Source organism: Bradyrhizobium sp. URHA0013 (assembly GCF_000518345.1).
Classification (GTDB): Bacteria; Pseudomonadota; Alphaproteobacteria; order Rhizobiales; family Xanthobacteraceae; genus Bradyrhizobium.
On the sequence record NZ_JADK01000008.1, the window covers coordinates 170,153 to 197,114 of the forward strand.

Annotated in this window: 28 protein-coding genes and 1 tRNA gene; 11 read left to right on the forward strand and 18 right to left on the reverse strand. The window is 64.0% G+C overall.

The genetic code is table 11. From position 1 onward, the window contains the following. The first annotated feature begins 31 nt into the window (after window positions 1–31). Together N551_RS0113585 and N551_RS0113590 are read left to right on the forward strand one after the other, a co-directional pair. Window positions 32–349 carry a response regulator transcription factor gene (locus N551_RS0113585; RefSeq protein WP_027567437.1) on the forward strand — a complete coding sequence of 106 codons (318 nt, stop codon included), beginning with the start codon at window positions 32–34 and terminating at the stop codon, window positions 347–349. Between the two features lie 951 nt (window positions 350–1,300). Beyond that, window positions 1,301–3,166 (forward strand): alkaline phosphatase family protein, encoded by a 1,866-nt coding sequence (locus N551_RS0113590; protein WP_027567438.1) that lies wholly within the window; start codon window positions 1,301–1,303, stop codon window positions 3,164–3,166. Between the two features lie 40 nt (window positions 3,167–3,206). Here the strand turns inward: N551_RS0113590 and N551_RS0113595 are convergent, their stop codons facing one another. Further along, complete coding sequence (locus tag N551_RS0113595) at window positions 3,207–3,779, reverse strand: hypothetical protein (protein ID WP_027567439.1); 573 nt, start codon at window positions 3,777–3,779, stop codon at window positions 3,207–3,209. A gap of 392 nt (window positions 3,780–4,171) precedes the next feature. Between N551_RS0113595 and N551_RS0113605 the strand changes: the two genes are divergently transcribed. Then, window positions 4,172–4,831, forward strand: a complete 660-nt coding sequence (locus N551_RS0113605; RefSeq protein WP_007603114.1) for a peroxiredoxin — start codon at window positions 4,172–4,174, stop codon at window positions 4,829–4,831. Between the two features lie 56 nt (window positions 4,832–4,887). On the opposite strand, the gene N551_RS0113610 is transcribed toward N551_RS0113605, so the two are convergent. Continuing rightward, window positions 4,888–6,618 (reverse strand): methyl-accepting chemotaxis protein, encoded by a 1,731-nt coding sequence (locus N551_RS0113610; protein ID WP_027567441.1) that lies wholly within the window; start codon window positions 6,616–6,618, stop codon window positions 4,888–4,890. 193 nt (window positions 6,619–6,811) lie between these two features. Here N551_RS0113610 and N551_RS0113615 point away from each other — a divergent pair, with 193 nt between their 5' ends. Together N551_RS0113615 and N551_RS0113620 are read left to right on the forward strand one after the other, a co-directional pair. Then, window positions 6,812–8,215: a deoxyribodipyrimidine photo-lyase gene (locus N551_RS0113615; protein WP_051462737.1), complete on the forward strand. Its 1,404-nt coding sequence runs from the start codon at window positions 6,812–6,814 to the stop codon at window positions 8,213–8,215. A gap of 66 nt (window positions 8,216–8,281) precedes the next feature. Beyond that, the gene (locus tag N551_RS0113620; protein ID WP_027567443.1) at window positions 8,282–8,599 is read left to right on the forward strand and encodes a hypothetical protein; all 318 of its coding nucleotides are present in this window, start codon (window positions 8,282–8,284) and stop codon (window positions 8,597–8,599) included. 56 nt (window positions 8,600–8,655) lie between these two features. On the opposite strand, the gene N551_RS0113625 is transcribed toward N551_RS0113620, so the two are convergent. From N551_RS0113625 to N551_RS0113635, 3 genes are all read right to left on the reverse strand, one after another. Then, window positions 8,656–9,399: a hypothetical protein gene (locus N551_RS0113625; RefSeq protein ID WP_027567444.1), complete on the reverse strand. Its 744-nt coding sequence runs from the start codon at window positions 9,397–9,399 to the stop codon at window positions 8,656–8,658. Window positions 9,400–9,496: 97 nt separating this feature from the next. Beyond that, a complete protein-coding gene (locus N551_RS0113630; protein WP_027567445.1) occupies window positions 9,497–10,369 on the reverse strand; it encodes a DMT family transporter in 873 nt (290 codons plus the stop codon). Window positions 10,370–10,470: 101 nt separating this feature from the next. Continuing rightward, a complete protein-coding gene (locus N551_RS0113635) occupies window positions 10,471–10,917 on the reverse strand; it encodes a hypothetical protein (RefSeq protein ID WP_027567446.1) in 447 nt (148 codons plus the stop codon). Window positions 10,918–11,218: 301 nt separating this feature from the next. On the opposite strand from N551_RS0113635, the gene N551_RS0113640 reads away from it, so the two are divergent. After that, window positions 11,219–11,482 (forward strand): hypothetical protein, encoded by a 264-nt coding sequence (locus N551_RS0113640; RefSeq protein WP_027567447.1) that lies wholly within the window; start codon window positions 11,219–11,221, stop codon window positions 11,480–11,482. A gap of 26 nt (window positions 11,483–11,508) precedes the next feature. Here N551_RS0113640 and N551_RS0113645 read toward each other — a convergent pair whose 3' ends face one another. Further along, on the reverse strand, window positions 11,509–11,970 hold the full coding sequence (locus N551_RS0113645) for a host attachment protein (RefSeq protein WP_027567448.1): 462 nt from the start codon (window positions 11,968–11,970) through the stop codon (window positions 11,509–11,511). A 313-nt stretch (window positions 11,971–12,283) separates the two neighbouring features. Between N551_RS0113645 and N551_RS36980 the strand changes: the two genes are divergently transcribed. From N551_RS36980 to N551_RS38770, 3 genes are all read left to right on the forward strand, one after another. Continuing rightward, window positions 12,284–12,556 carry a hypothetical protein gene (locus tag N551_RS36980; RefSeq protein WP_081747828.1) on the forward strand — a complete coding sequence of 91 codons (273 nt, stop codon included), beginning with the start codon at window positions 12,284–12,286 and terminating at the stop codon, window positions 12,554–12,556. Between the two features lie 437 nt (window positions 12,557–12,993). Beyond that, on the forward strand, window positions 12,994–13,959 hold the full coding sequence (locus tag N551_RS0113655) for a helix-turn-helix domain-containing protein (RefSeq protein WP_027567449.1): 966 nt from the start codon (window positions 12,994–12,996) through the stop codon (window positions 13,957–13,959). Window positions 13,960–14,120: 161 nt separating this feature from the next. Continuing rightward, window positions 14,121–14,270, forward strand: a complete 150-nt coding sequence (locus N551_RS38770) for a hypothetical protein (protein ID WP_197031134.1) — start codon at window positions 14,121–14,123, stop codon at window positions 14,268–14,270. Between the two features lie 48 nt (window positions 14,271–14,318). Here the strand turns inward: N551_RS38770 and N551_RS0113665 are convergent. The 3 genes from N551_RS0113665 to N551_RS0113675 form a co-directional block, all read right to left on the reverse strand. After that, a tRNA-Arg gene (locus tag N551_RS0113665) sits at window positions 14,319–14,395 on the reverse strand. 150 nt (window positions 14,396–14,545) lie between these two features. Further along, complete coding sequence (locus tag N551_RS0113670; RefSeq protein ID WP_027567450.1) at window positions 14,546–15,091, reverse strand: hypothetical protein; 546 nt, start codon at window positions 15,089–15,091, stop codon at window positions 14,546–14,548. A gap of 160 nt (window positions 15,092–15,251) precedes the next feature. Beyond that, window positions 15,252–15,821 (reverse strand): hypothetical protein, encoded by a 570-nt coding sequence (locus N551_RS0113675; protein ID WP_027567451.1) that lies wholly within the window; start codon window positions 15,819–15,821, stop codon window positions 15,252–15,254. 179 nt (window positions 15,822–16,000) lie between these two features. Here N551_RS0113675 and N551_RS0113680 point away from each other — a divergent pair, with 179 nt between their 5' ends. Then, entirely contained in the window at window positions 16,001–16,384 is a 384-nt protein-coding gene (locus tag N551_RS0113680; RefSeq protein WP_027567452.1) for a VOC family protein, read from the forward strand. Window positions 16,385–16,435: 51 nt separating this feature from the next. Here N551_RS0113680 and N551_RS0113685 read toward each other — a convergent pair whose 3' ends face one another. Continuing rightward, window positions 16,436–16,933 (reverse strand): hypothetical protein, encoded by a 498-nt coding sequence (locus N551_RS0113685; protein ID WP_027567453.1) that lies wholly within the window; start codon window positions 16,931–16,933, stop codon window positions 16,436–16,438. A gap of 257 nt (window positions 16,934–17,190) precedes the next feature. Between N551_RS0113685 and N551_RS0113690 the strand changes: the two genes are divergently transcribed. Beyond that, window positions 17,191–17,541, forward strand: coding sequence for a GrlR family regulatory protein (locus N551_RS0113690; RefSeq protein WP_007603093.1), 351 nt, complete (start codon window positions 17,191–17,193; stop codon window positions 17,539–17,541). 101 nt (window positions 17,542–17,642) lie between these two features. Here the strand turns inward: N551_RS0113690 and N551_RS0113695 are convergent, their stop codons facing one another. From N551_RS0113695 to N551_RS0113730, 8 genes are all read right to left on the reverse strand, one after another. Then, complete coding sequence (locus N551_RS0113695; RefSeq protein ID WP_027567454.1) at window positions 17,643–20,330, reverse strand: PAS domain S-box protein; 2,688 nt, start codon at window positions 20,328–20,330, stop codon at window positions 17,643–17,645. Between the two features lie 125 nt (window positions 20,331–20,455). Further along, entirely contained in the window at window positions 20,456–21,370 is a 915-nt protein-coding gene (locus N551_RS0113700; RefSeq protein WP_027567455.1) for a DMT family transporter, read from the reverse strand. Between the two features lie 80 nt (window positions 21,371–21,450). Then, a complete protein-coding gene (locus N551_RS0113705; RefSeq protein ID WP_027567456.1) occupies window positions 21,451–22,266 on the reverse strand; it encodes an NUDIX hydrolase in 816 nt (271 codons plus the stop codon). Window positions 22,267–22,270: 4 nt separating this feature from the next. Beyond that, window positions 22,271–23,224: a dihydrodipicolinate synthase family protein gene (locus N551_RS0113710; protein WP_027567457.1), complete on the reverse strand. Its 954-nt coding sequence runs from the start codon at window positions 23,222–23,224 to the stop codon at window positions 22,271–22,273. A 28-nt stretch (window positions 23,225–23,252) separates the two neighbouring features. Further along, window positions 23,253–24,131, reverse strand: coding sequence for an SDR family oxidoreductase (locus N551_RS0113715; RefSeq protein ID WP_027567458.1), 879 nt, complete (start codon window positions 24,129–24,131; stop codon window positions 23,253–23,255). Window positions 24,132–24,282: 151 nt separating this feature from the next. Further along, window positions 24,283–25,143, reverse strand: coding sequence for a MaoC family dehydratase (locus N551_RS0113720; protein ID WP_027567459.1), 861 nt, complete (start codon window positions 25,141–25,143; stop codon window positions 24,283–24,285). A gap of 149 nt (window positions 25,144–25,292) precedes the next feature. Then, window positions 25,293–25,682: a Zn-ribbon domain-containing OB-fold protein gene (locus tag N551_RS0113725; protein WP_007611535.1), complete on the reverse strand. Its 390-nt coding sequence runs from the start codon at window positions 25,680–25,682 to the stop codon at window positions 25,293–25,295. Then, on the reverse strand, window positions 25,682–26,839 hold the full coding sequence (locus tag N551_RS0113730) for a thiolase domain-containing protein (RefSeq protein WP_027567460.1): 1,158 nt from the start codon (window positions 26,837–26,839) through the stop codon (window positions 25,682–25,684). Before N551_RS0113730 ends, N551_RS0113725 begins: the two co-directional genes overlap by 1 nt. Between the last annotated feature and the right edge of the window lie 123 nt (window positions 26,840–26,962).

Consider the following 26,962-nt stretch of genomic DNA (forward strand, 5'->3'; position numbering starts at 1 on the left):
CGCATCGACCAAAGGCCACGGAGGAGCAGTCATGAGTCCGGATCCGAAACATTCTATCACGCCGACGCCACGCGAGCGGGACCTGATGATGCTGATCGCACGCGGAATGCAGAACAAGAACATAGCCTACGAGCTCAAGATCTCGGAGAACACGGTCCGGGCGCATATCGGCAACATCATGCGCAAATACCGCCTTCAGAACCGGACCCAGATCGCGATCATCTTTGCCCTCCAGGCGGCGCCGCCATCGCTTCGCCGCAACCTGGCCAATGGCGGCCGCAATTCGGCGACGGCAACGCCGGCCAAGGCGGTCGCGCAGAATACACTGGTGCCGACGGCGCCGGATTGACCGCCGGGCCACAATCCCTTGCGTCACTTCGGGCGAAACACCCAAGTCCGGGGTCAACGGAACGGCGGCAAAATATTTCTCTTTATTAGAATTCGGATTTTTGTTAGGAATTTCTCACTCCGGCCCAAGGAAGAGGGGCGTATCGCGATCGTCACGAACGCGGGCCGGACGGCGGTGGACGTTAGTCACATCGGCGCGAATGGCTTCGCAGGGCGGGCAACCGTGAGTGAAGGCCTCGCGCACACGACCGGTGTGATCGGCGTACGGCAAAATCGTGTGGTCCTGACGCCCGGGGTCTGTGCGTCAAGCGTTGCGGTGATGTGGTGGCTCAACCGGGCCCGCGCATCAGCCATCCGCAAGGCGACGGGGGCAATAGTGCATCGCTCCCCGGGGAGAGCGCGACATAAGCCGTAAAGCCACTGCGCAGGGAAGGCCGGATGTTGGGCTTCACCTGTATGCCGCTGTGCAATCTTGTTCACGACAATCTCGCACAGTGGACCGCGGGTGCCAGCCGGCACTCGGTCTTCCCTGCGCCCTCTTTCATTTGAGGGGGAGGCGATGAAGCAAAGCTCGGGCAAAACAAGCCGCGAGACGGCGAAGGTGTGTCTGCGATCCGGAATGCGAATGGAAGCGTGACGCTGCCACCCAAAGACGCCGTCATTGCGAGCGCAGCGAAGCAATCCAGGCTGTCGCCGCGGAAAGACTCTGGATTGCATCGCTGCGCTCGCAATGATGATGCTGAAGCAGCTGCCCACCAAAATTCCTGTCTCGTGCCCCGGACGCTGCGCAACGCCTCTTGGCCGTGCGCTGCAGCGCGTCCGGGACACGCGGACCGCCCTGCCCTTTCTTTACATGCCGCTCCGCTCTTGTAACAAAACCGTCATGCAGCGAAACTAAACGAAGCCGGGGGCCGCGGTTGGCGGCCAAGCCGCCTCGCAGGGAGAGATTTTGATGCGCCGTTCATTGGTGTTGCTGTCAGCCGGACTGACAGTGTTGTCCGCCGGACTTTCGACCGGACCTGCCTCCGCAGAGAACAACACGCCCCGCAACCTGATCCTGTTCATTCCGGACGGTCTGCGGGCGCTGAAGGTAACACCCGAGACCGCCCCGGCAATGGCCGAAATCCGCGACAAGGGCGTCAATTTCAAGAATTCGCACTCGCTATTCCCGACCTTCACCATGGCCAACGGCTCGGCGATGTCGACCGGCCATTATCTCGGCGACACCGGCGTGTTCTCCAACACGATCTGGACCAACTACACCTCGGTGCCCGCAGGCGACACCGTCGTCCCGTTCATCGAGAACGACGCCGTGCTCGGCGACATCGACGAGCACTTCAAGGGCGACTACCTCAACGAGGACACGATCCTGAAGTTGGCCCGCGACAAGGGCTACAGCACCGCCGCGCTCGGCAAGCATGGTCCGACCTATCAGTTCGACCACACCGACAAGCCCGAAAAGGCCGGCCTGCATTCGGTCGTGTTCGACGACGCCACAGGCGGCAAGAACGGCGTGGCGCTATCGGACGAGATCAAGGCCGCTCTCACCAAGGCCGGCCTGCCCCTCGCCACGCCGCCGCGCGGCGACAACTCCAAGGCGGGGGATGCCAAGACGCCCGGCACCACGGCGGCCAACGTCGCGCAGCAGGCCTATTTCGCCGACGTCGCGGCCAAGGTCGTGCTGCCGATGTTCAAGGCGCGCAACAAGCCGTTCGTGCTGGTGTTCTGGTCGCGCGACCCCGACGGCAGTCAGCACAACACCGGCGACAGCCTCAACCAGATCATGCCCGGCATCAACGGGCCGACCTCGATGGCCGGCATCAAGAATGCCGACAACAATCTCGCCCAGCTCCGCAAGGCGCTGGACGAGCTCGGCCTTGCCGCAAACACCAACATCATGGTCCAAGCCGACCACGGCTTCTCGACCATCTCCAAGGAAAGCAAGACCAGCCCCTCGGCCAAGGTCAGCTATGACGACACGCCGAAGGACTTTTTGCCGATGGGCTTTCTGGCGCTCGACCTTGCCAAGGCGCTCGACCTGCCGCTGTTCGATCCCAACGACAAGAACGCCAAGGTCGAGGGCAACAAGCACCCCAAGGCCGGCAACGGCGTGCTCGGCAAGGATCCGGAAAAGCCCGATCTCATCGTCGCCACCAATGGCGGCTCCGACCTGATCTATTTGCCGAACAAGGACAAGAAGCTGGCGGCCAAGACCGTCAAGGTGCTGCTCGAGCAGGATTACGTCTCCGGCCTGTTCGTCGACGACTCGCTCGGCCGCTTCCCCGGCACGCTGCCGCTGTCGAGCGTCAACCTGCGCGGCAAGGCGGCGACGCCGACGCCGGCGATCGTCGTCAACTTCCGCTCCTATGCCAGCGATTGCGGCGAGGCGCCGACCAACTGCTCGGTGCACGTCGCCGACACCGTGCTGCGCCAGGGCCAGGGCATGCATGGCAGCTTCAGCCGCGGCGACACCATGAACTTCATGGCCGCGATCGGTCCGGACTTCAAAACCGGCTATGTCAGCGAGATCCCGGTCAGCAATGCCGACGTCGGCATGACGGCCGCCCAGCTCCTCGGCCTGCGCGCATCGCAGAACGGCGGCCTCGTCGGCCGCGTGATGTCGGAGGCCATGCCCAACGGCATCGTGCCGAAGGCGTACAAGGGGGTCGAGAAGTCGAAGAAGTCAGAGAACGGCCTTCAGACCGTGCTGAACTTCCAGCGCGTCGGTAGCCAGCGCTATTTCGACACTGCCGGTTTCCCGGGCCGCACGCTCGGCCTCGAGTTGGACACCGGCAAACAAAAAACGGCGGGGAAATAACCCCGCCGTTCAAATGCGTCCTCGTGAGAGGCGCAGAATTTTACATGCCGATGTCGAACACGTTCGGCAATTGGCCCGCCAGAGGCAGCGCGGTGGCGCCCAGGAAGGTCGCCACCATCGCCATCAGGCGACGGTTGTTCTGGCGCTTGCCGCGCATCTGGCCGGCGATCCACTCGAGCATTTCGCTGTTGACCTTGGAGGCATAGGACGGCGCCCACCCCTCGATATCGGACTCGGCCGACAGCGCGAGGCTACGCGGCGGCACCTTCAAGCCGGAGGCGCTCGCCGCATAATGGGCGACCGCCTTGGCCAGCAAATCGTCGAACCGGCCGCCATCGGTGCGCTCGGTCGCAGCTTCGTTGATCTCGAACAGCGCTTCGGCTTCAGCACGGCTGACCGGCTGGTCGTTGACGGCCGAGGCGGTGAGAATGCGGACGCACCAGGCAGTGTCATCGGCATCGAGCGAGCGGGAGAAGTGCACCCTTCCCTTGGTGGTCGGGCCTTCGCCCGTGATCACGCCGTCGCGCACGATAGTCAGTGCATGGGCCGAGGTATCGCGGCAGGACGGTTCGAGGGACGGCGACTCAACAGACTTATGCGCAGCGGCAGACATAGTTCACTTCCAGATTTCTTCTGATCGGCCAGCATTTTCATGCCGGCGTAAAGGGGTGGTTAATGATTCGGTACGGGGATCGCGACTTTTCGAGATAGTTGCCAATTGGTCGCTGTCAGGACCATTTTGGTTCTGGGAAGCGACGGGCGAGGGTGATGGAAGTCATAAAAGGCTTTCTCGGGGCAATCACGCCCGTATAGCCCCGGTGGAGATGTTTCGCCGCAGGCGCCGCTGTAACAAAAAGGTGCTAGGAAATCAGGCCTTCAAAGAAGGAATTCACATTTTACTTGAAGCGGTTCAGTTAGCGTTCACTTGGGATCGCGAAGACCTTATAATGGTCATGACGGTCAAAGATGAATTCTCAAGTAAATTCAATAGCATGAGGTAGAACCATGACACTTCCGATCGGCGCCACCGCCCCCGATTTCGAAGCCGAGACCACCGAAGGGAAGATCAAGTTCCACGACTGGATCGGCAATAGCTGGGCGCTGCTGTTCTCGCACCCGAAGGACTTCACGCCGGTTTGCACAACCGAACTCGGCGCGCTCGCCAAGCTGAAGCCGGAATTCGACAAGCGCGGCGTCAAGCTGATGGGCCTCTCGGTGGATCCGGTCGATCGCCACGCCAAATGGTCGGAGGACATCAAGGAGACGCAAGGCGCGGCTCCGAACTATCCGATGATCGGCGACACCGATTACAACGTCTCCAAGCTGTACGGCATGCTGCCGGCCGCGATCTCGGGCGATCCCCTCACCCGCACCGCCGCTGACAACCAGACCGTCCGCAACGTCTTCATCATCGGGCCGGACAAGAAGATCAAGCTGGTGCTGGTCTATCCGATGACGACGGGCCGGAACTTCCAGGAGATCCTCCGCGTCATCGACTCGCTCCAGCTCACCGCCAAGCATCGCGTCGCGACCCCGGCCGACTGGTCGCAGGGCGACGACGTCATCATCGCGGGCTCGGTCTCCAATGACGAGGCCAAGACGATCTACCCGCAGGGCTGGAAGGAGCCGAAGCCCTACATCCGGATCGTGCCGCAGCCGAAATAACCCAACTGTCATTCCGGGCGATGCGTCAGCATCACCCGGGATGACGATGTCAGCTCTTACGCCGCGCGCACGCGTTCGAGAAAGCCCTCGACCTCGGCCTTCAGATGCAGGCTCTCGCCCGACAACGCTTGGGCGGAGGCAAACATCCGGCTGGACGTCTCACCGGTCTCGTTCGCACCCTCGGCGGCCTGACGGACGTTGACGGCGACATCGGCCGTGCCCGATACCGCCGCGCGAACGCTGGCGACGATGTTTTGGGTCGCGCTCTTCTGCTGCTCGACCGCCGCCGAGATCGAGCCCGCGATGCCGCTGATGCGCTCGATGGTCTGGCTGATCGCCTTGATGGCGACAACCGATTCCTCGGTCGCAAGCTGCATGCTGGCGATCTGGTTCGAGATCTCGTCGGTCGCCTTGGCGGTTTGGCCGGCGAGCGTCTTGACCTCCTGGGCCACCACCGCAAAGCCGCGGCCGGCATCGCCCGCGCGCGCGGCCTCGATGGTCGCGTTCAGCGCCAGCAGATTGGTCTGCTCGGCGATCGAGGTGATCAGTTTGACGACATCGCCGATGCGCGCGCCTGCCTCGGAGAGCTGCGCGATGCGCTGATCGGTCGCCTCGGCCTGCCGCACGGCCTCGGCGGAAATGACGTTCGATTCCTGCACCCGCCGGGTGATTTCAGAGATCGATTGAGACAGCTCGTCCGAGGCCGAGGCCGCCGAACGCACGTGCTCGGAGGCGTTTTCGGAAGCTCCGGCCGAGCGCGCCGACAGATCGGCGGTGGAGCGCGCGGTGTCGGTAAGCTGCCGCGCCGTCCGCTCGAATTCCCCTGACGATGTCAGCACCTTGTCGAGAATGCCGCCGACACCGCCACGGAACTCCTCGACGAAATTGCGCAACTCGGATTTGCGCTGCTCGGCGGCTGCGGCCGAAGCCGCCGCCTGCTCGCTGCGCATCCGCGCCCGCTCCTGCGAATTGCTCCTGAACACCGCGACCGTGCGGGCGATCTCGCCGATCTCGTCGGCGCGATTTTCGCAATCGATCTCGACGTCGCTCTGGCCTTCGGCGAGCGCCGTCAGCGAGCGGGTGACCGAGGTGAGCGGCTTGGTGACACGGCGGACGACCAGCAAGGTCAGGACCAGCACCAGCAACGCGGCGAGGCCGGCGGCAGCCGCCATGCTTTCGATCGTCTGGGCCAGCATGCTCTCGAACTGGGCCATCGGGATGCCGACATAGAGGATGCCGGCGACCTTGCCGCTGGCGTCGGCGACCGGGAAATAGGCGGTCATGAAGGACTTGCCGAACAGGGTGGCCGGGCCCTTGTAGGCCTCGCCACGACGCAGCAGCGCCTGCGCCGGGTGATCGGCGGCAAGCTGGGTCCCGACGGCACGGTCGCCATTTTCCTTCTTCACGTTGGTCGAGCGCCGCACGAACTGCCCGCTCGCATCGTCGAACACGAACAGGGTCGCGTTGCCGCCGACATAGGACACCGCGCGATCGACGATGGCGTGATCCTTGAAGTCCGGCATCTTGGGAATCTCGGCGCGCGCGACCGCGCCATCCCGCATCGTGATCTTCGCATCGGGAACGATTTCGGCAAAGGCCAGAGCCAACGTGCGCAAACTCACCTCGATGTCGCGGAGCGCGCGATCATTGAAAGCGGAGCTGAGCGACCAATAGCCGGCGCCGACCACGAGCGCCGTATTCATAGCGATCAGCAGCACGGCGCACAGGAGCGCCTTGGTGCCAAGCTTGAATTGCGGCAGAAACTTCGCCGTTGCTCGTCCGTACATGAATGAAATTACCTCCGTAATTCCTGCATATTCGTGCAATCGGCTTACGGTCACATTAACGGCGGTTCCAATCGCCACCCCGCGACATGCTTTCCAAATCGTTAACGAGGACACCCTGACCACGCCCAGAACTGCGCCAAGGATCACGCCAAGTGCTCCGCCCATCATCGTTTGGTTTCGAGACGACCTCCGCCTGTCCGACCACCCCGCCCTCCACGCTGCCGCCAAGGCCGCTGCGACGACCGGGGCGCCGGTGATCTGCCTCTATGTGCTGGACGACGCGGCCGGGCGAGCGCCGGGCGCCGCGGCGCGCTGGTGGCTGGCGCAGTCGCTGCGGGCGCTCGGCGCCGACATTGCCTCCCGCGGCGGATCGTTGATCCTGCGCAAAGGGCCGGCGGCCAGGGTGATCGCGGAGGTGGCGCGTGAGAGCGGAGCGCGTTCAGTCTACTGGAACGGGATCGCACAGGCGCCGCATCAGGCGATCGAGCGGCAGCACGAAGCGGCACTGGCAAAGATCGGCGTGGACTCGCAAAGTTTCCCGGGCGACTTGCTCGTTCCGCCCGCGGCGATCCGCAACAAGGAAGGCCGCGCCCTGCGCGTGTTCACACCATTCTGGCGGCGCGTGCTGGCGCTCGGCGATCCGCCGAAGCCACTGCCGGCACCGAAGGAGCTGCGTCCTGCGCCGACGATCGCCAGCGACGCGCTGGAGGCCTGGAAGCTCGAGCCGCGCAAGCCCGATTGGGCCGGCGGCCTGCGCGAGACATGGACCCCCGGCGAAGCCTCCGCCCGCGCCCGCCTGCGCAATTTCCTCAAGCATACTGCACAAGGCTATGTCGGCGATCGCGACCGCCCGGACCGCGAGGGCACCTCACATCTGTCACCGCATTTGAGGTTCGGCGAACTCAGCCCGCGCCAGGTCTGGCACGCCGCGCGGTTCGCCGCGGCGGAGAACCCTGCGATCGGACCCGGTGTCGACAAGTTCCTGAGCGAGCTTGGCTGGCGTGAGTTCTGCCGGCACCTGCTCCACGACCACCCCAACCTTGCCACCAAAAACCTGCAAGCGAATTTCGACGGCTTCCCATGGAAGCCCGACGCCAAGGCGCTCGCCGCCTGGCAGCGCGGACGCACCGGCTATCCCATCGTTGACGCCGGCCTACGCGAGCTCTGGCACACGGGCGTGATGCACAACCGGGTGCGAATGGTGGTCGCCTCATTTCTGGTCAAGCACCTCCTGATCGACTGGCGCGACGGCGAAAGCTGGTTCTGGGACACGCTGGTCGATGCGGATGCCGGCAGTAATCCCGCCAACTGGCAGTGGGTCGCCGGCTGCGGCGCCGACGCGGCGCCCTATTTCCGCGTGTTCAATCCGGTGCTCCAGGGCGAGAAATTCGATCCGGATGGAGCCTATGTCCGGCGCTGGGCGCCCGAGCTAAAGGACGTGCCGGCCAAGTTGATCCACAAGCCCTGGGAGGCCACGCCGATCGAGCTTGCGAGCGCCGGCGTCACGCTCGGCAAGACCTATCCGCAGCCGATCGTCGATCATGCCAAGGGACGAGAGCGCGCGCTCGCCGCCTACGCCAAGATCCGCAAAGGTTGAGCGTTGCTTTGACACAATTATGAAACGCGCTATCGTCATCGCTCCATGCAAACCGTGGGGGACACTATGGACGACGACAAGCCGATCACCGAACAGGCGATGGACACGATCACCGCCGCCGTGGAAGCGACCAAGGACGCAGCTGTCACTGCGGTGAAGAAGGTCAGGAAGGCCGCCAAGAAGGCTGCGAAGAAAGTAGCGCCGAAGAAGGCTTCCAAGAAGAAAGCCAAGAAGGCTGCGAAGAAAACTTCGAAGAAGGCCACCAAGAAGGCTTCGAAGAAAGCTGCAAAGAAGTCGTCGAAGAAGGCCGCCAAGAAAACGGCAAAGAAGACTGCCAAGAAGGCGACCAAGTCGAAAAAGAAGGCCAAGAAGGCCAAGCGCTGATCGCAACGCCGAGGTCTCCGGGGGCGGACGCGCCCGGAGACGGCTCCAGCGATGCCCTACCCTCGCCGCTTGGCTGCACGCCGGCCCGGGTGATGCTCGCCCTGCGGATCGCGGAATTCGCTGCGATGACCGCGCCGGTCCTCGGCGTTGAAGCGCCGACGCTTCTCGGGCGAGCCGAACGCCTTGATCACCTTCCTGCCGTTGACCTTCTTGATGATGTAGCCGCCCTCGGTCATCGAGAACGGCTCTTTCAGCGTTCCCTTGTGGTCGAACTTGGTGCCCCGGGGATGCTTGAACGGTTCGAACCAGGACGGATAGACGAAGTTCGACATCTCGAAGCCGGCGACGAAGAAGGTGTCCTCTTCCACGGCGTCACAGACCTCATAGGCGTATTGGGTGTTCGGGTTTTTGTCGGCCCAGAGATTGGCCATGGGATCGAGCACCATCTCGAACAGCTCGTGCGAGGCCGCCACGCTGACCGGCTCGTCGCCCAGCGGTTTGACGAAGATCTTTGAGATCGGCTGGCGGCGATGCGTCAGCTCATGGCGGCCGAGCATGTTCTTGTGGGAGGCGTCGTCAAAATAGACCAGCTGCCACTCGCCCGGCTTCGGCTTTTCGCTGACATAGAGGTCGACCGGATAGCCCCACACCGGCAGGAAGTGCTTGTCGTAGCATTTCTGGAGCGCCGCTGTGAGCCTGGCCATCTTGCGGCCGCTGATCGTCGGCTCCGCGTAGTTGATGCAGGCAATCCGGACCGGCTTCAGGGACCTGCCAAGCAACGCGCGTCTCGCCTTCTTCATGGAAATCACCTGTGAAAGGGCCACTGAAATGCGCCGACCCTAGCACGATCTTGCCGCGCACGTCAGGGATGTATTCCGGCGGCCCGGCCCGCCGGTCCTAGAAGCGTCGGTTGACCACAAACACCGCAGCCGCGCACATCACCATGCCGGCGATCGCCAGCGCATCGAGCTTTTCTCCAAACAGCAGATAAGCCATCAGCGCCGTCACGGCGGGCACCAGATAGAACAGGCTTGCAACAGACGTGGCGGCGGCATGGCGGATCAGCCAGTACAGCAGCCCGATCGACCCGATCGAGAGCGCCACGGCGAGCCAGGCCAGCGCCAGCATGAACTCGCGCGTCCAGTGCACCACGCGGTCCTCGAACAGGAAGGCGCCGATCGCGAAGAAGATCGTGACGGAGATGTACTGCACGAGATTGCCGGCGCGCCAGTCGATGTGGTTGCAATAGCGGCGCTGATAGAGCGTGCCGAGCGTGATGCTGATCAGCGCGACGACGGAGGCGAGCCAGCCGAGCCCGGCTTCGCCGGTCATGGGACGGCCGTGCAGGATCAGCACGACGCCGCCGAGGCCAAGGACGAGCCCCGCCCATTGCACCGGCGTCACCTTCTCCCCGAGCCAGCGGTTGGCGATGGTCGAGGTCAGGATCGGCTGAAGGCCTGGAATGAGCGCGGAGAGCCCTGCCGGAATCGAATGCGCGATCGCGATTGCGGTGCCGCCGAGATAGAAGCCATGGACGAGAATGCCCGCGACGGCGCTGTGCGCGATACCGATACGGTCCGGCCATTTCGGTCGCGCAATCGCGACGATGATCGCCATCAGACCGACCACGAACGCCATGCGGATGGCGAGGTAGGTCAAGGGATCGGCATTGTTGACGACGTATTTGGTGCCGATGAAGCCCGTGCTCCAGAGCAGGACGAACAGGATCGGCGCGGCGCGGGCGGTCAGGGCTTCTTGATTATGATTCATTGCCGCCTCATTGCCCCACCGGGGGCCAATGCGGCAATGCGAATTTCGGCCAATTTCGTCCGCACGATGCTGCGCTGCGACGGACCGGACGGCTCAGCCGCTCACCATTCGTCCGGACAGGGATCGATGATCTTCCAGAGCTCGACGCCGTTCTTGATCTTTTTCATGTCGGTGGTGAGCCCGCCATTGCGGCGGATCCAGTCCTTCACCGCGTCGGGGTAATAGGCCATCAGGTCGGACGTCCCCTCCGCGCTGGTGACCTTGATGCCGAAGGTGAAGGCCTTGTCGTAGTAGGCTTGGTGGAAGCCGAGGCTGGCGCGCGGCGTCACGCAGATCTTGTTCATCGGCACGATGCCGAGCACCAAGGTGCAGGCCGAATTGCAGATGCCGTCGATGATGACGCGCTCGCCCTTTTCGCGGACGCGCTTGTACTTGGCCTTGTACTCCTCGACATAGCCGCCGTGGTCGCGGGTAATGTGCAGCTCGGCCCGCGCCGGCGTGGCGGCGACGACCGAGAGCAACAGCAGGCTCAGAAGCGTGATGCGCATGGCGAGGTGACGGCGAAAGCCTTCAGGAATGGACCGGCCTCGAAGGACCCCCAAGATGATCCCCGGGCCGGCAACACGATATTTAACCGAATTCTCTTTGGTCATACTTGTGTGGGGAATTCGTTAAGCATCTCGAAAAGGCCAAAAATGGGCAAGTCTGGACCATAGAACCGGCAATTCTGTCACACCCACCCGGGAATCCGCGGGATTGGCACCGATTTCCGGGCTGCAGACGGGTGTTCCGGCCGCCCGAACTGGCTATAAACGGCTGACCTATTCGTGCGGGTTCCGGAGATTCGAGATGAGCAAGTTGAAGCTTGTAGCCGCGATTGCTGCCCTGTCGGCCGCGATTCTTGCCCCTGGCCTCGCAGAGGCACGGGGACATCACCGGTACCATCGCTATACCACGAACCCGCTGCCCTACCCGATCAGCTATCTCCACAATTACGGGCCCGGCATGACTCCCGGGACGTTCGCCTTTTACGACGGCCCGTCGACCAACCATTGCTACCAGAGCGCAGCCGCCTATGTCGGCCAGGACCGCCGCCGGCACCCCTGCTACTGAGGGGCGCAGGCGCGTCGCGGGGGCCGCTATTTGGCGGCGCCCGACCGCAGCAATTGCTTCTCGATTTCGTAGACCGGCAGTTTGACGAGGTCCTTGCCGACCTCGCCCTGGAGTGCCTTGCGCACCACATCCGAATAGTCGGCGCGGATCATCCCAAGCGCACGCGGCGAGGCCACCATGGTCAAGGCGGAGGTCTCGCCTGAGCTGACGGCGGCATCGAGCCGTCCGGCCAGGCTGCGCAGGAAGGCGCGCTCGGCCTCGTCGTGCCAATCAGTCTGCTCCACCGAGCTACGCGCGGTGCCGGCCGCGCCATGGAGCCTGCCCGGCGCGTCGGTCCCTTGCGCGCCGGTCGAGGAATTGGGCTGCTCGTGCACCTCCCTGGTGTGGAGATTCGGAAACATCTCGTCGCCGAGGTTTTCCAGAATGAGCGCCTTGCGCCCGTCGCACACGACCAGCCAGTCACCCTTGTCGATTCTCATTTTGTCCATTGCACAGCTCCAAAGCGACCTCGCGAGCCTGCTCTTCGAATTGCTCGAAAGGCTGGCCACGACGCCAAGCTTAGGGACGAAGCCGCATCGGAGAATTGCGCGGGATCAAGGATGGTGGCGATGTCCTGCGGGGCGCAAACGCAAGCGCAGCATTGGTCAAGAGCGCGAACCTGGGATAGTCTGGCGGAGCCAAAGGTCAGGCCTGCGGCGGGCTGGCTGAAGACCTGTTCATCAGCATTACATTTCGCCCCCGCCACAATTTGATCAGAACAAACTTCGATATCCCTGTATTGCGTAAGCGGAGAAAGACATCATGAAGCTTAGAATTGGCCTCGTCGCCGCGACCCTGCTGGGTGCGTTGGTCGCATCATCGGCGGCGTCCGCCATGCCCATCGCGCCTGCTCCTGCGACGCCGCAGGTTTCCGACGTCGAGCAGGTCCGCATGGTCTGTGACGCCTGGGGACGCTGTTTCTGGCGCCCGAACTACTATGGATACTACGCGCCGCGGCCCTACTACGGTCCCCGATATGCACCGCGCTTTTACGGTGGGCCTCGCTATTACGGACCACGCTATCGCCGCTGGTAATTCTAAAGGGGCCCTCCGGGGCCCCTTCGCTTTTGCGAGATCAAGGATGTTGGTCTGGAGTCATTCCAAAACTGATCTAGATCAAAGACGAAATCCGCTACGCCGTCATTCTCCGACGATGGTCGATTTGATCGTTTTTCGATGTCCCCAGACGGGCATGAACGTGCAGACACATCTTGAGAAGCAACAGAGACAGGAGGCGCAGAGCTTTGCCTCCTTCGCCTGTCCCGCCTGCACGCGGCTGCATTTCATCGACCTCGCCTCCGGCCAGCCGATGACTCGAGACCGCTGACGACGACATCGATCCGCCGGCTTCATGCCATGATGTCCGCAATACTACGGCCCGGAATCCGGTTTACTGAAGCGCGATGTTTCGCCATTGATGGCGATGTTCCGACGTTCATTTGATTGTCATATTGCAGCAGCCGGCCGCACGCATGTTGTTCGACGCCCTCGCCCCATCCTCGGCGCTTCAATTGATCGGCTTTGCCGACGTCGATGCGTTTCGGCCGATCGAGTCGATGGAGGATGCGAGAAGCATTCCGCTCGACGTCCGGAATTTCGCGGCGGCTCGCGCTGTCGTCTCCCTGCCCGGCTGCCGCATCGTCATGATGCGCTCGTTCGCGCGCATCCTCGACGCCGCCTATCGGATGCCCGGGGGGATGGTGATCCTGCCCATGACGGACGACCTTCAGGTCAATTCCAAGGGCATGGACCTGGACGCGCGTTTCTTCATCGCGCTCCGCGGCAGCGATGAATGCCATTTCGTCGAGCGCCGGACCAATCATCATGCGATGATCATCTTCTCACCCGGCATGAGCGACCGGGGCTGGTTCGATCAGGCGGACGATTTGCGGGCCTATGTCGCGAACCGCCCCGCTTTGCTCCACATACGGCAGCTCCTGCTCGACATTCTGCGAACCGCGTCGGTGCAGCCGGCCCTGTTCGAAACGACCGAGGTCGCCGCCCATCTCCAGGAGGGCCTGCTGCTCGCGCTCGACGATCTGTTTCGCATCGATCCGCTCTCGGACCGGAGTGCGTCCGTCCAGGGCGAGCGGTCGATCAAACTTGTGCAACGGATCGACGATTACGTCGCAGCACATCCGACTACTCCGATCTATACCGCCGATCTCGCCGGCGAGTTTGGCGTCTCGATCCGGACGCTCGGCGGCGCCGTCAGCAAGGTGCGCGGCATGAGCCTGCACCAGTACATTCGCCTGAAAAAATTGTGGGCGACGCGGTCTCGCCTTCTCAAGGGCAGCGGCGCCACCGTCGCCACATGCGCGCGCGCCCAAGGCTTTCACCATTTGGGGGAGTTTGCCGCAGCTTACCGCGCGACCTTCCACGAAGCGCCGTCCGACACGCTGGCCCGGGGCCGGCAAGCCGGTCCGACGGCTGGTTGACCAGACCCGGCTCCAGTCTTTCCAGTGCGGCGCGCGCCTCAAGGGAACCAGTTCCCTCGAACTGCATTATCCGAGCGGTGCGCCGGCAGCGCACTGAAGCACCCCGCGCGCCCTACGTGCGGGGTTTTTCTCGCCGTCAACCAAGTGGTTCAGGAAGAGAAATGTCTATTAGCCGCAACGTATTGTTTCTGATCATCGGTGCTCTGGTCATCACGGCGGCCGTGCTCGGCTACAATCTCTACCAGACGAAGCAGCCCGATGGCCTACAAATCAATGTCGGTCCCAACGGGCTGAAGATCCAAGGCAAATAGAGGCGGCTCACGGCCTCGCGCCCTATCCGAATACTGTGGCCTGACAATTGGCGCGCTCGGAGAGATTCGAACTCCCGACCCTCGGAATCGAAATCCGATGCTCTATCCAGCTGAGCTACGAGCGCCATGGCCCAGATCTGGGCCGTAACCGAGACGCCCAGATCGCTGCTGGCGAGCCAGCAGGCCGGATGACGTTCGGATGGGTTCGAATTAGCAGAGAGGCCGGCCAATAAAAAGCCCTTCCCGCCTCGATTCGAGGCGGGTCAGACCCGCCCTTACCAGGTGCTGTTGAAGAAGCCGAAATGCGGCTGCTGCGCCATCACCATCATCGGCCGCCCTTGCTGCGGCACCGGATGCGTTCTGGCGACCTTGCGCTTGGGCTGCTGCGCCGAGAGCTGAGAGGATTGGGTCGGAGCGGGCTGGGCCTGCGCCTGAACTTGCGGCTGAATTTGCGTCCTGGCTTCGGTCTTCTTGACCGCAGCGGTATCGGCCTTCGCGGCCGGCGTGAATTGGGCGAACGTCTCGCGGACCCGCGCCTTGGCTGATATCTCTGCCAAAGCGGGTGACATGCTCTCCACGGGCGGCTGGGGAGCCGCGACGGCGGCGATCTTCACCGCGGGGGCGGCAAGCGTCGGCTGACTGGTGTCGAGTACGACACGCTCCGGGAGGTGGCGATCGGACCGGATCCGAATCAACGGCTGTTCGTTGCTTGCGGTTGCGATAGCCTGCGTCACAGGCGAAGTCGGCAGAACGTAGTTCGCCGCGAACAGCAGTGCGAGCAAGGCTCCACCGACAAAGAAGAAATACCGAAAGATGGGCATTGGCCACGCTCCGCCCGCCGCATCCCCGCGTGGGCTCTCCGCCTTAACAGGCGATCATTTAATTGGTTCCTGGCCCAGCCGTTCGGTTCAAATGGCGACGCCAAGTTTTTCGGCCAAGCCCCCGGGACAGTAACTTTTCCGCTACCCGGCACTGCCGGCCTTATGTCCGGCGTGCTGCCACAAGCGAACACTTCGCCTGATCGGCATTCACGTTGACGAAGCCGACAGGAATGCGCGCAAAAGTCTTGCGGCTCTTCATGCTGACCGGATCCGCCAGAACGCGGGTGCGGTCGGTGAGATGACTGCCATCGCGCCGCGCAAAAGCGCAGACGATCTCGACATCCTTTACGGCATAGTCGTTGTCGTTGCGCAGCGTGAGCGTCACCAGCGCCTTCGAGCCAAGGCCACCGCGGCGCCAGGTCTGAGATGAAATCCTGATCCGGCCGAGTTCTGCCATTGTCGGAATCGGAGCTTCGGAAGGCGGCGACGCGGCGGCCGCATCGCCCGAAGGCGCCGTCGCGACAGCTGCCATCTCAGACGTCACCGGCTCTGCACTGTTGCCTCTGGAGAGGGGGAGCAGCATCCAGATGCCGCAACCGACGATGATTGCCGCCAACAGCCACAGCAAGCCTCGCCCAAATGAAACGCTCGCGATCGTCACCGCCCGCGCCAGTCGTTCGCCGGTCCCGGCGAAACGCCCTAACCCGATGCGGTCTAACCCAGCGTTCATGGTCGCCTCACCGATCGCGGCGGAAGCACGTTCGACAACGGATTCGGCCACTGCTTACCTTAATCGGGAAGGCGAACTAAGGTTCCCGCGCAGCTGCCGAGTCGGCAAGAGCGGTGGCGGTCACGGGCCGAGGCCGCTAACATGCGCTGCAACATCAAGATCCGTCGGGAGAACACGAAATGCCAGTCGTCACTTGGGATCACGTCCATCTGCGCAGCCCCGATCCGGAGGCCACGGCGGCCTGGCTGCGGGACATCCTCGGTGGCGAGATCGTGCAAGCGCCCGGACGGATCGACGTGAATCTCGGCGGCGCAAGGATCTTCATTGCGCCGCTCGAGGGCGACAATGCGGTCAACCCGCCGCCGCCGCACCCGCATCAAGGCCTCGACCATTTCGGTCTCACGGTGAAGGACATCGACGCCGTCGCCGCCGAGTTCAAGGCCAAGGGCGTCACTTTCACGCGCGAACCGACCACGATCCGCCCCGGCGTGCGCATCTGCTTCATCCGCGGCCCCGAAGGCATCTCCATCGAGCTGCTCGAGCGCGACAAGAAATATACCTGACACGGCGCGCGCCGCATCGGCTCACCGGGCGACGTTGCCGCCCGGCGTGCCTCAAGTCATGCTGCCGGGCATGAAGCAGCGGACGGCGACGCCCATGTAGCCGTAGATCGGCCAGACCATGGTGCGCCCCACCCGGTTCGGCTCCGAGATCACGGCCTCCTCGGGCACCTCGACCCAGACGAGCTCCTGCGGTCGGCCGTCGATCACGTAGCCATAGCGCGGGACGCGGACCCGATAGTGCCCGTCCTTGCTGTCCCAGTCGGCGTCTGAAAGCGCCGAGCCGTCGGCATCGGAGCAACAAGGCCCCTTGCCGCTTCGCAGTCCGTCGAACCAGGCCTTCAATTCGGCATTGGTGTTGACGAACTGGCCGCGGTCGCGCGCGTGGCCGACGGGGGCCGCGAGTGCGATCAGGGCCTGGACGCATGCTAGGCTCGCAACGGTTCGCCAGCGTGCCGCGCCGCCGATCCGCCGTTGTCGTGTTTCGCAAATCGTCGGACGCACACCGTACAGACGCGGCTTCTCGCCGCCGGAATCGATCCAGTTGCTCACGTTTGTCTTGCTCCAGCACCCCGCGGCCAGTGCAACAATGGTTATGCATTTCGCGGGCCAACTTGATTCGCAACGACTGGCCTCGCTTCATGATCAGACCGTCATGGCAGTGTCATAGACAAGCCGGGACAATTACGGCTCACGGGCAAGCTCGCAAGGTCGGCAGCCAAACTGCCGCGTTGCGTGGCTGCATGCCCTTTGGCATAAATGCACTACCGGTTACGCCATTGGGCGATGGCGGCCGGCCTTGGGACGTGATGAAGAACGGCCTCTATTCGATTCACGTGAACCTGCTCGATGGTCGGGTCGGCAAGGGCAGCGGCGTGATTCTGTTTCGCGACGGCAAGATTCTTGGCGGCGATGCCTACCTCTATTACACCGGCAGCTACACGGTGAAGGACAACACCTTCAAGGGCGAGGTGCTGGTCCAGCGTCACACCTCGCCGCGGGGTGACGACAATCCGCTGTTCGGCGGACCTGCCGCAGTTGGCATCGGCGTCAGCGGCACGTTCACGGAGACGCGCGGGGACATGACGGGCACCGCGTTGGTCGGAAAGGCCAGCCAGATTTTCGGCGCGACGTTGCACAAGCTTGCAGAGGCCGACTAGAGCTTCGGTTCTGATTGAATCAGAACTGAAGCTCTCAATTGTTGTTTCGACGCGTTTTCTTCACGCGAAGCCGGCATCCACTTCGCTCGAAAACGCGTGAGCTATTCCGCGGCCTGCTCGAGCGGCGCCACGCGCGGCAGGATGATCTGGATACGTGTGCCGCTGCCCGGTTCGGAATCCAGATCGAGCCGTCCGCCGAGCCTGTTCGTGACGATGCTGTAGACGATGTGCAGCCCGAGACCGGTGCCGCCCTGGTCGCGCCGCGTCGTGAAGAACGGATCGAAGGCACGGCGGCGGACATCGAGCGACATGCCGCAGCCATTGTCGGAGAAGATGATCTCGACATTGTCCTTGCCGGACTCGCGCACCTGGATGTCGATGGTCCCCGGCCGGCCGTCCGGGAAGGCGTGCGCCACCGCGTTGAGAAACAGATTGGTCAGCACCTGGCCGTACGGTCCGGGATAGCTGTTCATGGTCAGATCGGGCTGACACTCGACATTGAGCGTCAGATTGTGCTTGCGAAGGCCCGGCCGCAGACTCATCACCACCTGCTCGGTGAGGTCACCGAGATCGAAGCTGCGCTGGTCCGAATAGTTGCGGTCGGCGGCGACCTGCTTGAACGACTGGATCAGCTCGGCGGCGCGATTGAGATTGGAGACGAGCTGCGAGGACGCATCGCGGCTGGTGTGGAGAAAGTCGTTGAGCGCAGAGCGGCGCAGCTCGCCGCGCTCGACCTCGGCGGTGAACATCGCGGTCTTGCGCTCCAGCGCGGAGGCGACCGTGAGGCTGATGCCGACGGGATTGTTGACTTCGTGGGCGACGCCGGCGACGAGGCGTCCGAGCGCCGCCAGCTTCTCCGCCTCGATCAGCGAGGCCTGGGTCTCGCGCAGATTGCGCAGCGCGGTCTCGGCGGATTCCTTGGCTTTCCGCATCTCCTGCTCGCCGCGCTTGCGCTCGCCGATGTCGAGCGCCACGGTCACGATCCGCTCGATCTCGCCTTCGGCATCGAGCAGCGGCAGCTTGTTGACGAGCCATTGCCGCATGTGGCCGGACGAATCAATGTACTCCTCTTCGTAGAAGCCGAGACCTTTTCGCAGCGTCAGCACGCGCTTGTCGCTCTCGTCGGACTTGGCCGCGCCGTAGCGCGACATCAGGTCGGCCGTGGTGCGGCCGAGCGCATCGCCCGGCTCGATTCCGAAGATGCCGGCCATGTAACGGTTCATCAGCACGTAGCGCAGGTCGCGGTCCTTGACGTTGATGACCGCGGGCACGGTGTCGATGACCTGCTGGAGCAGGCGCCGTCCTTCGGCGATGGCGTCTTCCGCGCGCTTCTGGTCGGTGATGTCGCGCAGCGTGCCCTCGTAGCGAACGATGTTGCCCGCCTCGTCGCGGACGCCGGTGGCACTGTCGGACAGCCACAGGATGTCGCCGCCGCGCTGGCGCACCTGGTATTCGAACTCGCGCACCATGCCGTCGCGGGCCATCAGCCGCTGATATTCGACGCGCGCCTCGGGATTGAGATAGATGGTGTGGGCGATGTCGTTAATGCTGTCGATCAGCTGCTGCGGACTGTCATAGCCCATCATCCGCGCCAACGCCGGATTGGCGTTGAGGAGGTCGCCGGCAGGCGTCGTGACATAGATGCCATCGACCGAGCCCTCGAACAGTTTCCGGTAGCTCTCTTCGGCGAGGCGCTGCTCGGTCAGTGCGCGCACCGCCGCCTCGCGCGCCGTGTCCGCCTCCTCCAGCGCGCGGCGGAACACTTCGGCCGCCCGCGCGATGTCGCCGATCTCATTGTCGAGATCGGCGGACGGGATCGAGGTGTTCTTCTCGCCGGCTGCGAGCGCGCGGATCGACCGCGCGATCTGGGCGAGCGGACGGACTGTCCGCCGCACCACGAAGCCGGCCGCGAGAATGCCGATCAGCACGCCGATGGTACCGAGCACGATGCTCTGCCAGCGCGCCTCCGTCAGCGTGCGGGCGAAGTCGCGCGACAGCACGTGGCCGCGCCGGGCGCTGACCTCGCGCAGCAATTCGGTGACGCGGCCGATCAGCCGGCCCTCGGTTCCCAGCACCTCGCGATCGATGTCGGCGATCTGCCGTTCACGGACAGCGACCGCGATGATCGCCTCGGCGTAGTCGTTGACGGCCGATCTGAGCTTGGGATCGGTGACGCCCATCGCCCGCATGCTCTGCGCCGCCTGCTCGGCCGCGGACGGGTTGCGCGCAAGCAACCCGAGCGCGATCCGGCTCTGCGCTTCCGACAGGCGGGACGCCAGCTCTCGGTCCGCTGTGCCGGAGACAGCCGCGTCGAACTGGTCGCGGAGCGGCGGCAGGCCGGCGAGCAGCTGGGCGCGGCGGTCGATCAAGGTCGAAATCCGCTCCAGCCCGCTGCGATAGGTCGCAAGCCGCTCGCTGACCCCGTCGATCATGTCCTGCTGCTCGGGCACGAGCTCGATGCGGGTCTTCTTCAGGATGTCACTGAGCGTCGAGGCCGCCTCGCCCACCTGCTTGAACTGGATGCCGGCGCCGGGATCGGTGACGAAGTCGCGCGCGGCGAGCCGCAGCTCGTTCATGCGGCGGTCGATGTCCTCGGCGAGGTCGCCGACGCTCTGGAGCCGCTGCAGCTCGGCAAAGGTCGTGTCGATGTGCCGGATCGCGATCACGCTCGCGGTCGAGGTGACGATGATCACCGCCAGCACCAGAAGGAAGCTGCCGAAGGTGAGCTGGCCGATGGAGAGCGAGAATGTTCGCTTTTTCTCAGGGGTCGGCGTCAATTCGGCGGACATTGGCGATGTGAGGACCAGGCTATTGGAGCTCCAATATACGACGTATTGCGGTCCCGGGGGAACATGCGTCTAGCCGCCGAATATCCTTAATATTAAAGCCCTGCCGGACCCCCTCCGCCTTGGCTTTATGACGTTTTGATGCCGGCCGGCCGCCTGGCCGGGATGGTCATGGCGGCGACGCCGAGGACGACGCAGGCAAGGCCGATCCAGGCGGTCCGGCTCAGGCTCTCGCCGAGGAAGGCGACGCTGATGGCAACCCCGATCGGCACGCGCAGATAGGCCTGCGCGGTGGTGCCGACCGAGCCCAGGGTCTGGATCAGGCGGAAATAGATCACGAAGGCCGCGGCGGTCGAGAAGGTCGCCAGCGCGAGCAGCGCCAGCACGGAACTCAGCGAGGGCGAGAGCGTCCAGGGCTGCTCGAGGATGAGCGAGGCCGGGATCAGCGCCGCCGCCCCGGCCAGCAACGAACCGGCCGCGGGCGCCATGGGATCGAGGCCCTTGAAGCCGCGACCGAAGATGGCGGCGCAGGCGTAGCAGATGGTGGCGGCAACGATGGCGGCCTCCGCGACGAGGCCGCTTCCGACATCATGGAAGGCATCGACGCCGACGATCAGCAGGATGCCGGCCATGCCGGCAACCACGCCGACCAGCTTGCGCGGTGTCGTCGCCTCGTGACGCGTCACGACCGCCGTGAGCAGGAAGGTGAAGATCGGGCCTGCCGAGTTGAGGATGGTCGCGAGCGCGGCATCGACGTGGCGCTCGCCCCAGGCAATCAGCGTCCAGGGGATCACGCTGTTGAGCACGGCCTGGAAGGCGAAGCGTTGCCAGGTCGCGGCAGCCGTCGGCAGCCTGATGCCCCGCACCCACATGATCGCGAGCAGCAGCAGGCCCGCAATCGTGGTGCGCGCCGCGATCAGCGTGATCGGCGGAATGGTGGCGACGCCGAGCTTGATGAAGGTGTAGGAGCCGCCCCAGAGCGTCGCGAGCGCGAGCAGCAGCGCCAGCTCGACGACAATGTTGTTGTCCTGCCGGTTGTCCATGTCGCGTGCCTCGTCCTGTTGTCAGGAACGGAACGTAGCGCGTCTGCCCTCGCGGATACTTCGTTGTGTGTCGAAGTGTCCTAGCCGAGCGCCCCGACCTCGAACACCTCGCCGTCATAGCCGGCCTCGCGGGGAATGCGGAGCTGACGGCCGGTTTCGGTCTCGGTCATGACAGGCAACACCGTGACGACTGACATGCCGCGGGCGTGCTCGAGCGCGGCGCTGACGCTCGACTGCTTGGCGAGCCGGATCAGATTGCGCGTGGTCGGGAACGGCAGCTTGAAGCGGCCGCTCTCGCCGCCCTCCACCGCCTCGCGCGGCGAGACCCAGATCGAATCGGTCGATTCGCGGCCGTCATGTGCGCCGAGCTGGTCGGGCGGTGCTGCCGCAAGGAAGAACCAGGTGTCGAAACGTTTTGGCATCCCCTCGGGCGTGATCCAGTGCGCGTAAGGCACCAGCGTATCGAGTGCGAGCTGGAGGCCGTTGTCGGCCAGAATGCTCAGGAAGCTGACCTTGTGCTCGTTGAGCGCGACGCGATGCGCATCGGCGATCTCGCCGGCGCGCCTGGCATCGACCGGCGTGCCCGATCCTTTCGACCGCGCCAGCAGGATGCCGCTTTCCTCAAAGGTCTCGCGGATCGCGGCGATCCGAAAACCGCGGTCCGCTTCGCTCAAGCCCTCGCCGCCCGAATACAGGTCGGAGCGCTTGACGATCTCCTGATCGCCGGCATCGACGCTGCCGCCGGGAAACACCAGCGCGCCCGAATTGAACTCGATCTGATGATGGCGGACCATCATGAAGACTTCAATTTCGTCGCGGCTTTTGCCGTCGACCTTCGTGCGGTCGCGCAGCAGAAGGATGGTCGACGCAGGGCGCGATGCTGATGCCTCGGCCATTCGACTAACCTGCCGCGCTGGATTGCGGGCCGAGATTGGCGCGCTTGTCGACGCGGGCGACGCGCGACAGCAGGTAATCGACCTCTGCCTTCGCCGTCGGGGTGATGGTGGCGCCGGGCTTACGCTGGGCGCTGGAGGCGATGATGCCGCGCTTCTGCAGCACGTATTTGCGCACGGCAAGGCCAGCGCCGGGCTGCTGCTCGTAGCGGATCAGCGGCAGATGCGCGTCGAACAGATCATGGGCGGCGTCGCGCTTGCCTTCCTTCGAAAGCCGCACGACGTCGATCAGGAGTTCGGGGAAGGCATAGCCGGTCATGGCGCCGTCGGCGCCGCGCTCCATCTCGAAGTCCAGAAAGAGTCCGCCATTGCCGCAGAGGATCGACAGCGGCCGCAGCGAGCCGTCCTTCTGGAAATTGCGCAGCGTCGAGATCTTTTCCAGTCCCGGCCAGTCCTCGTGCTTGAGCATCACGCAATTGGGATTGTCGGTGACGATCTTGCGGATCACGGCGGGAGTGAACACCACCGACAAGGTCAGCGGATAGTCCTGGAGCACCCAGGGCACGTCGGGGCCGATAGCCTCGGCCGCCTGCTTGTAATAGCCGATGATCTGGTCGTCGGTCCGCAACGACGGCGGCGGTGCGATCATCACACCGGCCGCGCCTGCCTCCATGGATGCCTTCGCCAGCGAGCGCATGGTGGCAAAGCCCGGCGCGGAGACGCCGACGATCACCTGCATTGTCTTGGCGCGCTTGACGAAGCGTACCGCCACCTGCTCGGCCTCGGCGGCATCGAGCTTCGGCGCCTCGCCAAGAATGCCCAGCACCGTGACGCCGTCGCAGCCGACCTCCTCGTAGAAATCGGTCAGGCGGTCGATCGAGCGCTCGTCGATCCGGCCGTCATCGTGGAACGGCGTCGGCGCGATTGCGAAGGTGCCCTTGGCGTCGGCGGTAAGCTTCATCGTTGTCCTTGTTTCTCTCTGTCGATGGCTAAAACCGCCGCGCCCCCATCTTGATCTGCTCTTCGGAGAAGAAGATCTCCTTGGCATGATCGGCGATGTCCTGGGCCTTCCAGCCCATGTGCGGCGGCTTCCAGCCGTCCATTTCCATCATCCGCATTTCGCGCACGCCGCGGGGCCCGGACACGCCCAGCACCTTGCCGGTCTGGTCGCCGGACAAGTCGCTGACCATGTATAGCACGGCCGGCGCGATGCCGTCCGGCCCCAGCGCCGCACCGGGGTTCTCCTTATAGCGGGGCAGGTCTGCGGTCATGCGGGTCAGCGCGCCCGGCGCAAGCGTCCAGATCCGGATGTTGTATTTGCGGCCCTCGATCGCCAGCACGTTGGACAGGCCCCAGATGCCGCCCTTGGCCGCGCCGTAATTGCTCTGGCCAAAATTGCCGATCAGGCCCGAGGTCGAGGAGGTGTTGACGATGACGCCACCGCCATTTTCCCGCATCCAGCGAAACACCGGCATGGTGCAACAAAAGGTGCCCTTCAGATGCACCTTGATGACCTTGTCCCAGTCCGACTCGCTAGCCTTGGCGAAGGTCTGGTCGCGCAGAATGCCGGCATTGTTGACGAGGATGTCGGCGCGGCCGAAGTGCTTGATGGCGTCGTCGAACACCGACTGGCCGCCTTCCATGGTGGAGATGTCGGCGCCGTTGGCGACCGCCTTGCCGCCCTCGGCCTTGATCGCATCCACCACGAGCTGCGCCATCGATGTGTCGGCGCCGGAGCCGTCGCGGGGGCCACCGAGGTCGTTGACGACGACGGAGGCCCCTTCCCGCGCGAACAGCTTTGCGTAGGCCTCACCAAGCCCGCCGCCCGCGCCGGTGACCAGCGCAACCTTGCCATCGAGTAGTCCCATGGTGGCGTCTCCCTGTTTTGTTCTTTTGCTCCGTTATGGCCGGGCTTGCCCCCGCCATCCACAAACTTGATCGCCAACCGCGCGAAGAACGTGGATGCCCGGGGCAAGCCCGGGCATGACGAGATAACTCAGAGCGCGTCGAGCGGCATCATCACCCCAGCACCGTCTTGCCGTTCTTGATTACGGTGACGCCGCGCGACTTCACCTTGGCTTCGAACGAGATCACGCTGCCGTCCTTCCAGAGGTCCATGGTCACGGTCTCGCCGGGATAGACCGGCGAGGAGAACCGCGCGACGTGCTGGCGGAATGCGGAGGCGTCGTAGTCGGCATAGGTCTGCAGCACGCCACGGCAGGTGATGCCGTAGGTGCACATGCCGTGCAGGATCGGACGCGGAAACCCGGCCTTCTTCGCGAACTCAGGGTCGGAGTGCAGCGGGTTGCGGTCGCCGCAGAGGCGATAGACCAGCGCCTGGTCGGGGCGCGTGACGATGTCGATGGTCGTGTCGGGTGCGCGCGACGGGATCTTGTGCGGATCCGGCTGGGTCAGGTTCGGCCCGCCAAAGCCGCCGTCGCCGCGTGCGAAGCGTGAGGCGACCAGCGTTGCCAGCTTCTCGCCCTTCTCGTTCTTGAGCACGGTCTGGTGGCTGATGACGACGCCCTTGTCCTTGCCCTTGTCGTAGACTTCAACGACGGAGGAATCGGCGGTGATGTGCGCGGCGACCGGCAGCGGCTGGTGGAAGGTGATATCGCGCTCGCCGTCGACCACCATCACGCGGTTGAGGTTCATCTCGCCCGGACCCGCGCCCCACGCCGCAACGGACGCGAAGGTCGGCACCACCTTGAGCGGCCGCGGTGTCAACGTGCCCTCATTGACAAAGGCAAGCTCGTTCTCGTCCATCGGATTGGCGCCGAGGCCGATACCGTAGGCATAGAGCATCACTTCGCGGTCGGTGTAGGAATATTTCTGGCCGAGGTTTTTGAGGCCTTTGAGTTCGTCGTATCTGGCTGACATTTTTGTTGTTTCCTCCCCGTGGTGTTCATCCTCATGGTGAGGAGGCGCTCTTGCGCCGTCTCGAACCATGAGGATGCCCGAAACGCTTTCTTTATTGTGGCCATTCTTCGAGACGCTTGCTTCGCAAGCTCCTCAGGATGAGGACCGCCCTAAGCCGGCGTGAAGAACGGCAGCGGTGCGCCATCGGTCGGCTTGAACACCACTTTCACCTTCTGGCCGATCTTCAACGTCGTCAAATCGCAATCGACGAAATTGGTCTGGAGCGACGGCCCCTCCTTCAGCGTGACGTAGCCGATCGCGTAAGGGCCTGTCGGCGACTTCCGCATCAAGCTGTAAGTGTAGATCGTGCCTTCGCCCGAAGACTCCTCCCACACCGTCTTGTCGGAGTAGCAGAACGGGCAGATCGCGCGCGGGAAGTAATGCGCTTCGCCGCAGGCGGTGCAGCGCTTGATCATGAACTTGCCCTGCTTGGCCGCGTCCCAGAACGCGGCTGTCTCGGGGTTGGTCACCGGGGCCGGATATTTCTTGGCTTCGCTCATCACACGCGCTCCAGAATCGCAGTCGAGGCGGCGTGGCGAACACCCAAAAGCCCGCCGGTGCCGTGGGCGATGGCGAGATCGCAATTCTTAACCTGCACCTTCGGATGCGCCTCGCCGCGCAGCTGCCGCACGGCCTCGAGGATCTTGGTCATGCCGCCGCGGTTGACGGGATGGTTGCTGCAGAGGCCACCGCCATCGGTGTTGAACGGCAGCTTGCCGACGCCCGAGATCAGATTGCCGTCGGCAACGAACTTGCCGCCCGCGCCCTTCTTGCAGAAGCCGAGGTCTTCGAGCTGCATCAGCACCGTGATGGTGAAGCTGTCGTAGATCGAGGCGTATTTGATGTCCTTCGGCGTGATGCCGGCTTCCTCGAACGCACGCGGGCCCGACCAGATGCCAGCGGAGTATGTGAGGTCGAGATCCTTGCCGCCGCGCGGGCCCTTCATCGCCTCGCCGTGGCCGATCAGCTTGACCAGCGGCTTCTTCAGGCTTTTTGCGATCTCGGGTGTCGTCACGATCAGCGCGCCGCCACCGTCGGAGACGACGCAGCAATCCATGCGATGCAAGGGATCGGAGATCATCGGCGAGTTCAGGACGTCCTCGACGGTGACGACGTCCTTGAGCATCGCATGCGGATTGTACTGCGCGTGGTGCGAGGCCGCGACCTTGATCCAGGCGAGCTGCTCGCTGGTGGTGCCATAGTCGTGCATGTGGCGCATGGCACACATGCCGTAGGCATTGTGCGTGGTCGCGCCGTAAGCCGTCTCGAAATCGGCCTCGGCGCCGGCCGCGCGCGGCGGCATCGCCCCGGTGCGCGGCTTGCCGGCCAGCGTGATCAGCGCGATCGAGCACTTGCCCGCGGCGATGGCTTCAGCGGCGTGGCCGAGATGGATGATGTAGGAGCAGCCGCCGGTCTCGGTTGAATCGACATGGCGCAGTTTCTTGGTGTTGAGGCCGAGATAATCGACCATCGGCCAGGCGCCGCCCGGGGCATCGCCCGCGCAGAAATAGCCGTCGACATCGTCCTTGCTGAGCCCGGCATCCTCGATCGCGCCCTTGGCGACCTCGGCATGGAGCTGCGCGGTGGATTTGTCCGGCGCGTGCCGGGTCGGGTGTTCGTAGATCCCGGCAATGTAGGCCTTGCCCTTGATGGTCAAATAAGGTCTCCGCTGGCGTTTCTCGCTTCCGTTTTTTTCTGAACCGCTGCCGCCCTGTTGGCAAGCGCGGAAATATTCCGCCGGGCGAGAGGGCAGCGGGTTCGCGCAAATCGCCGAGGTGCG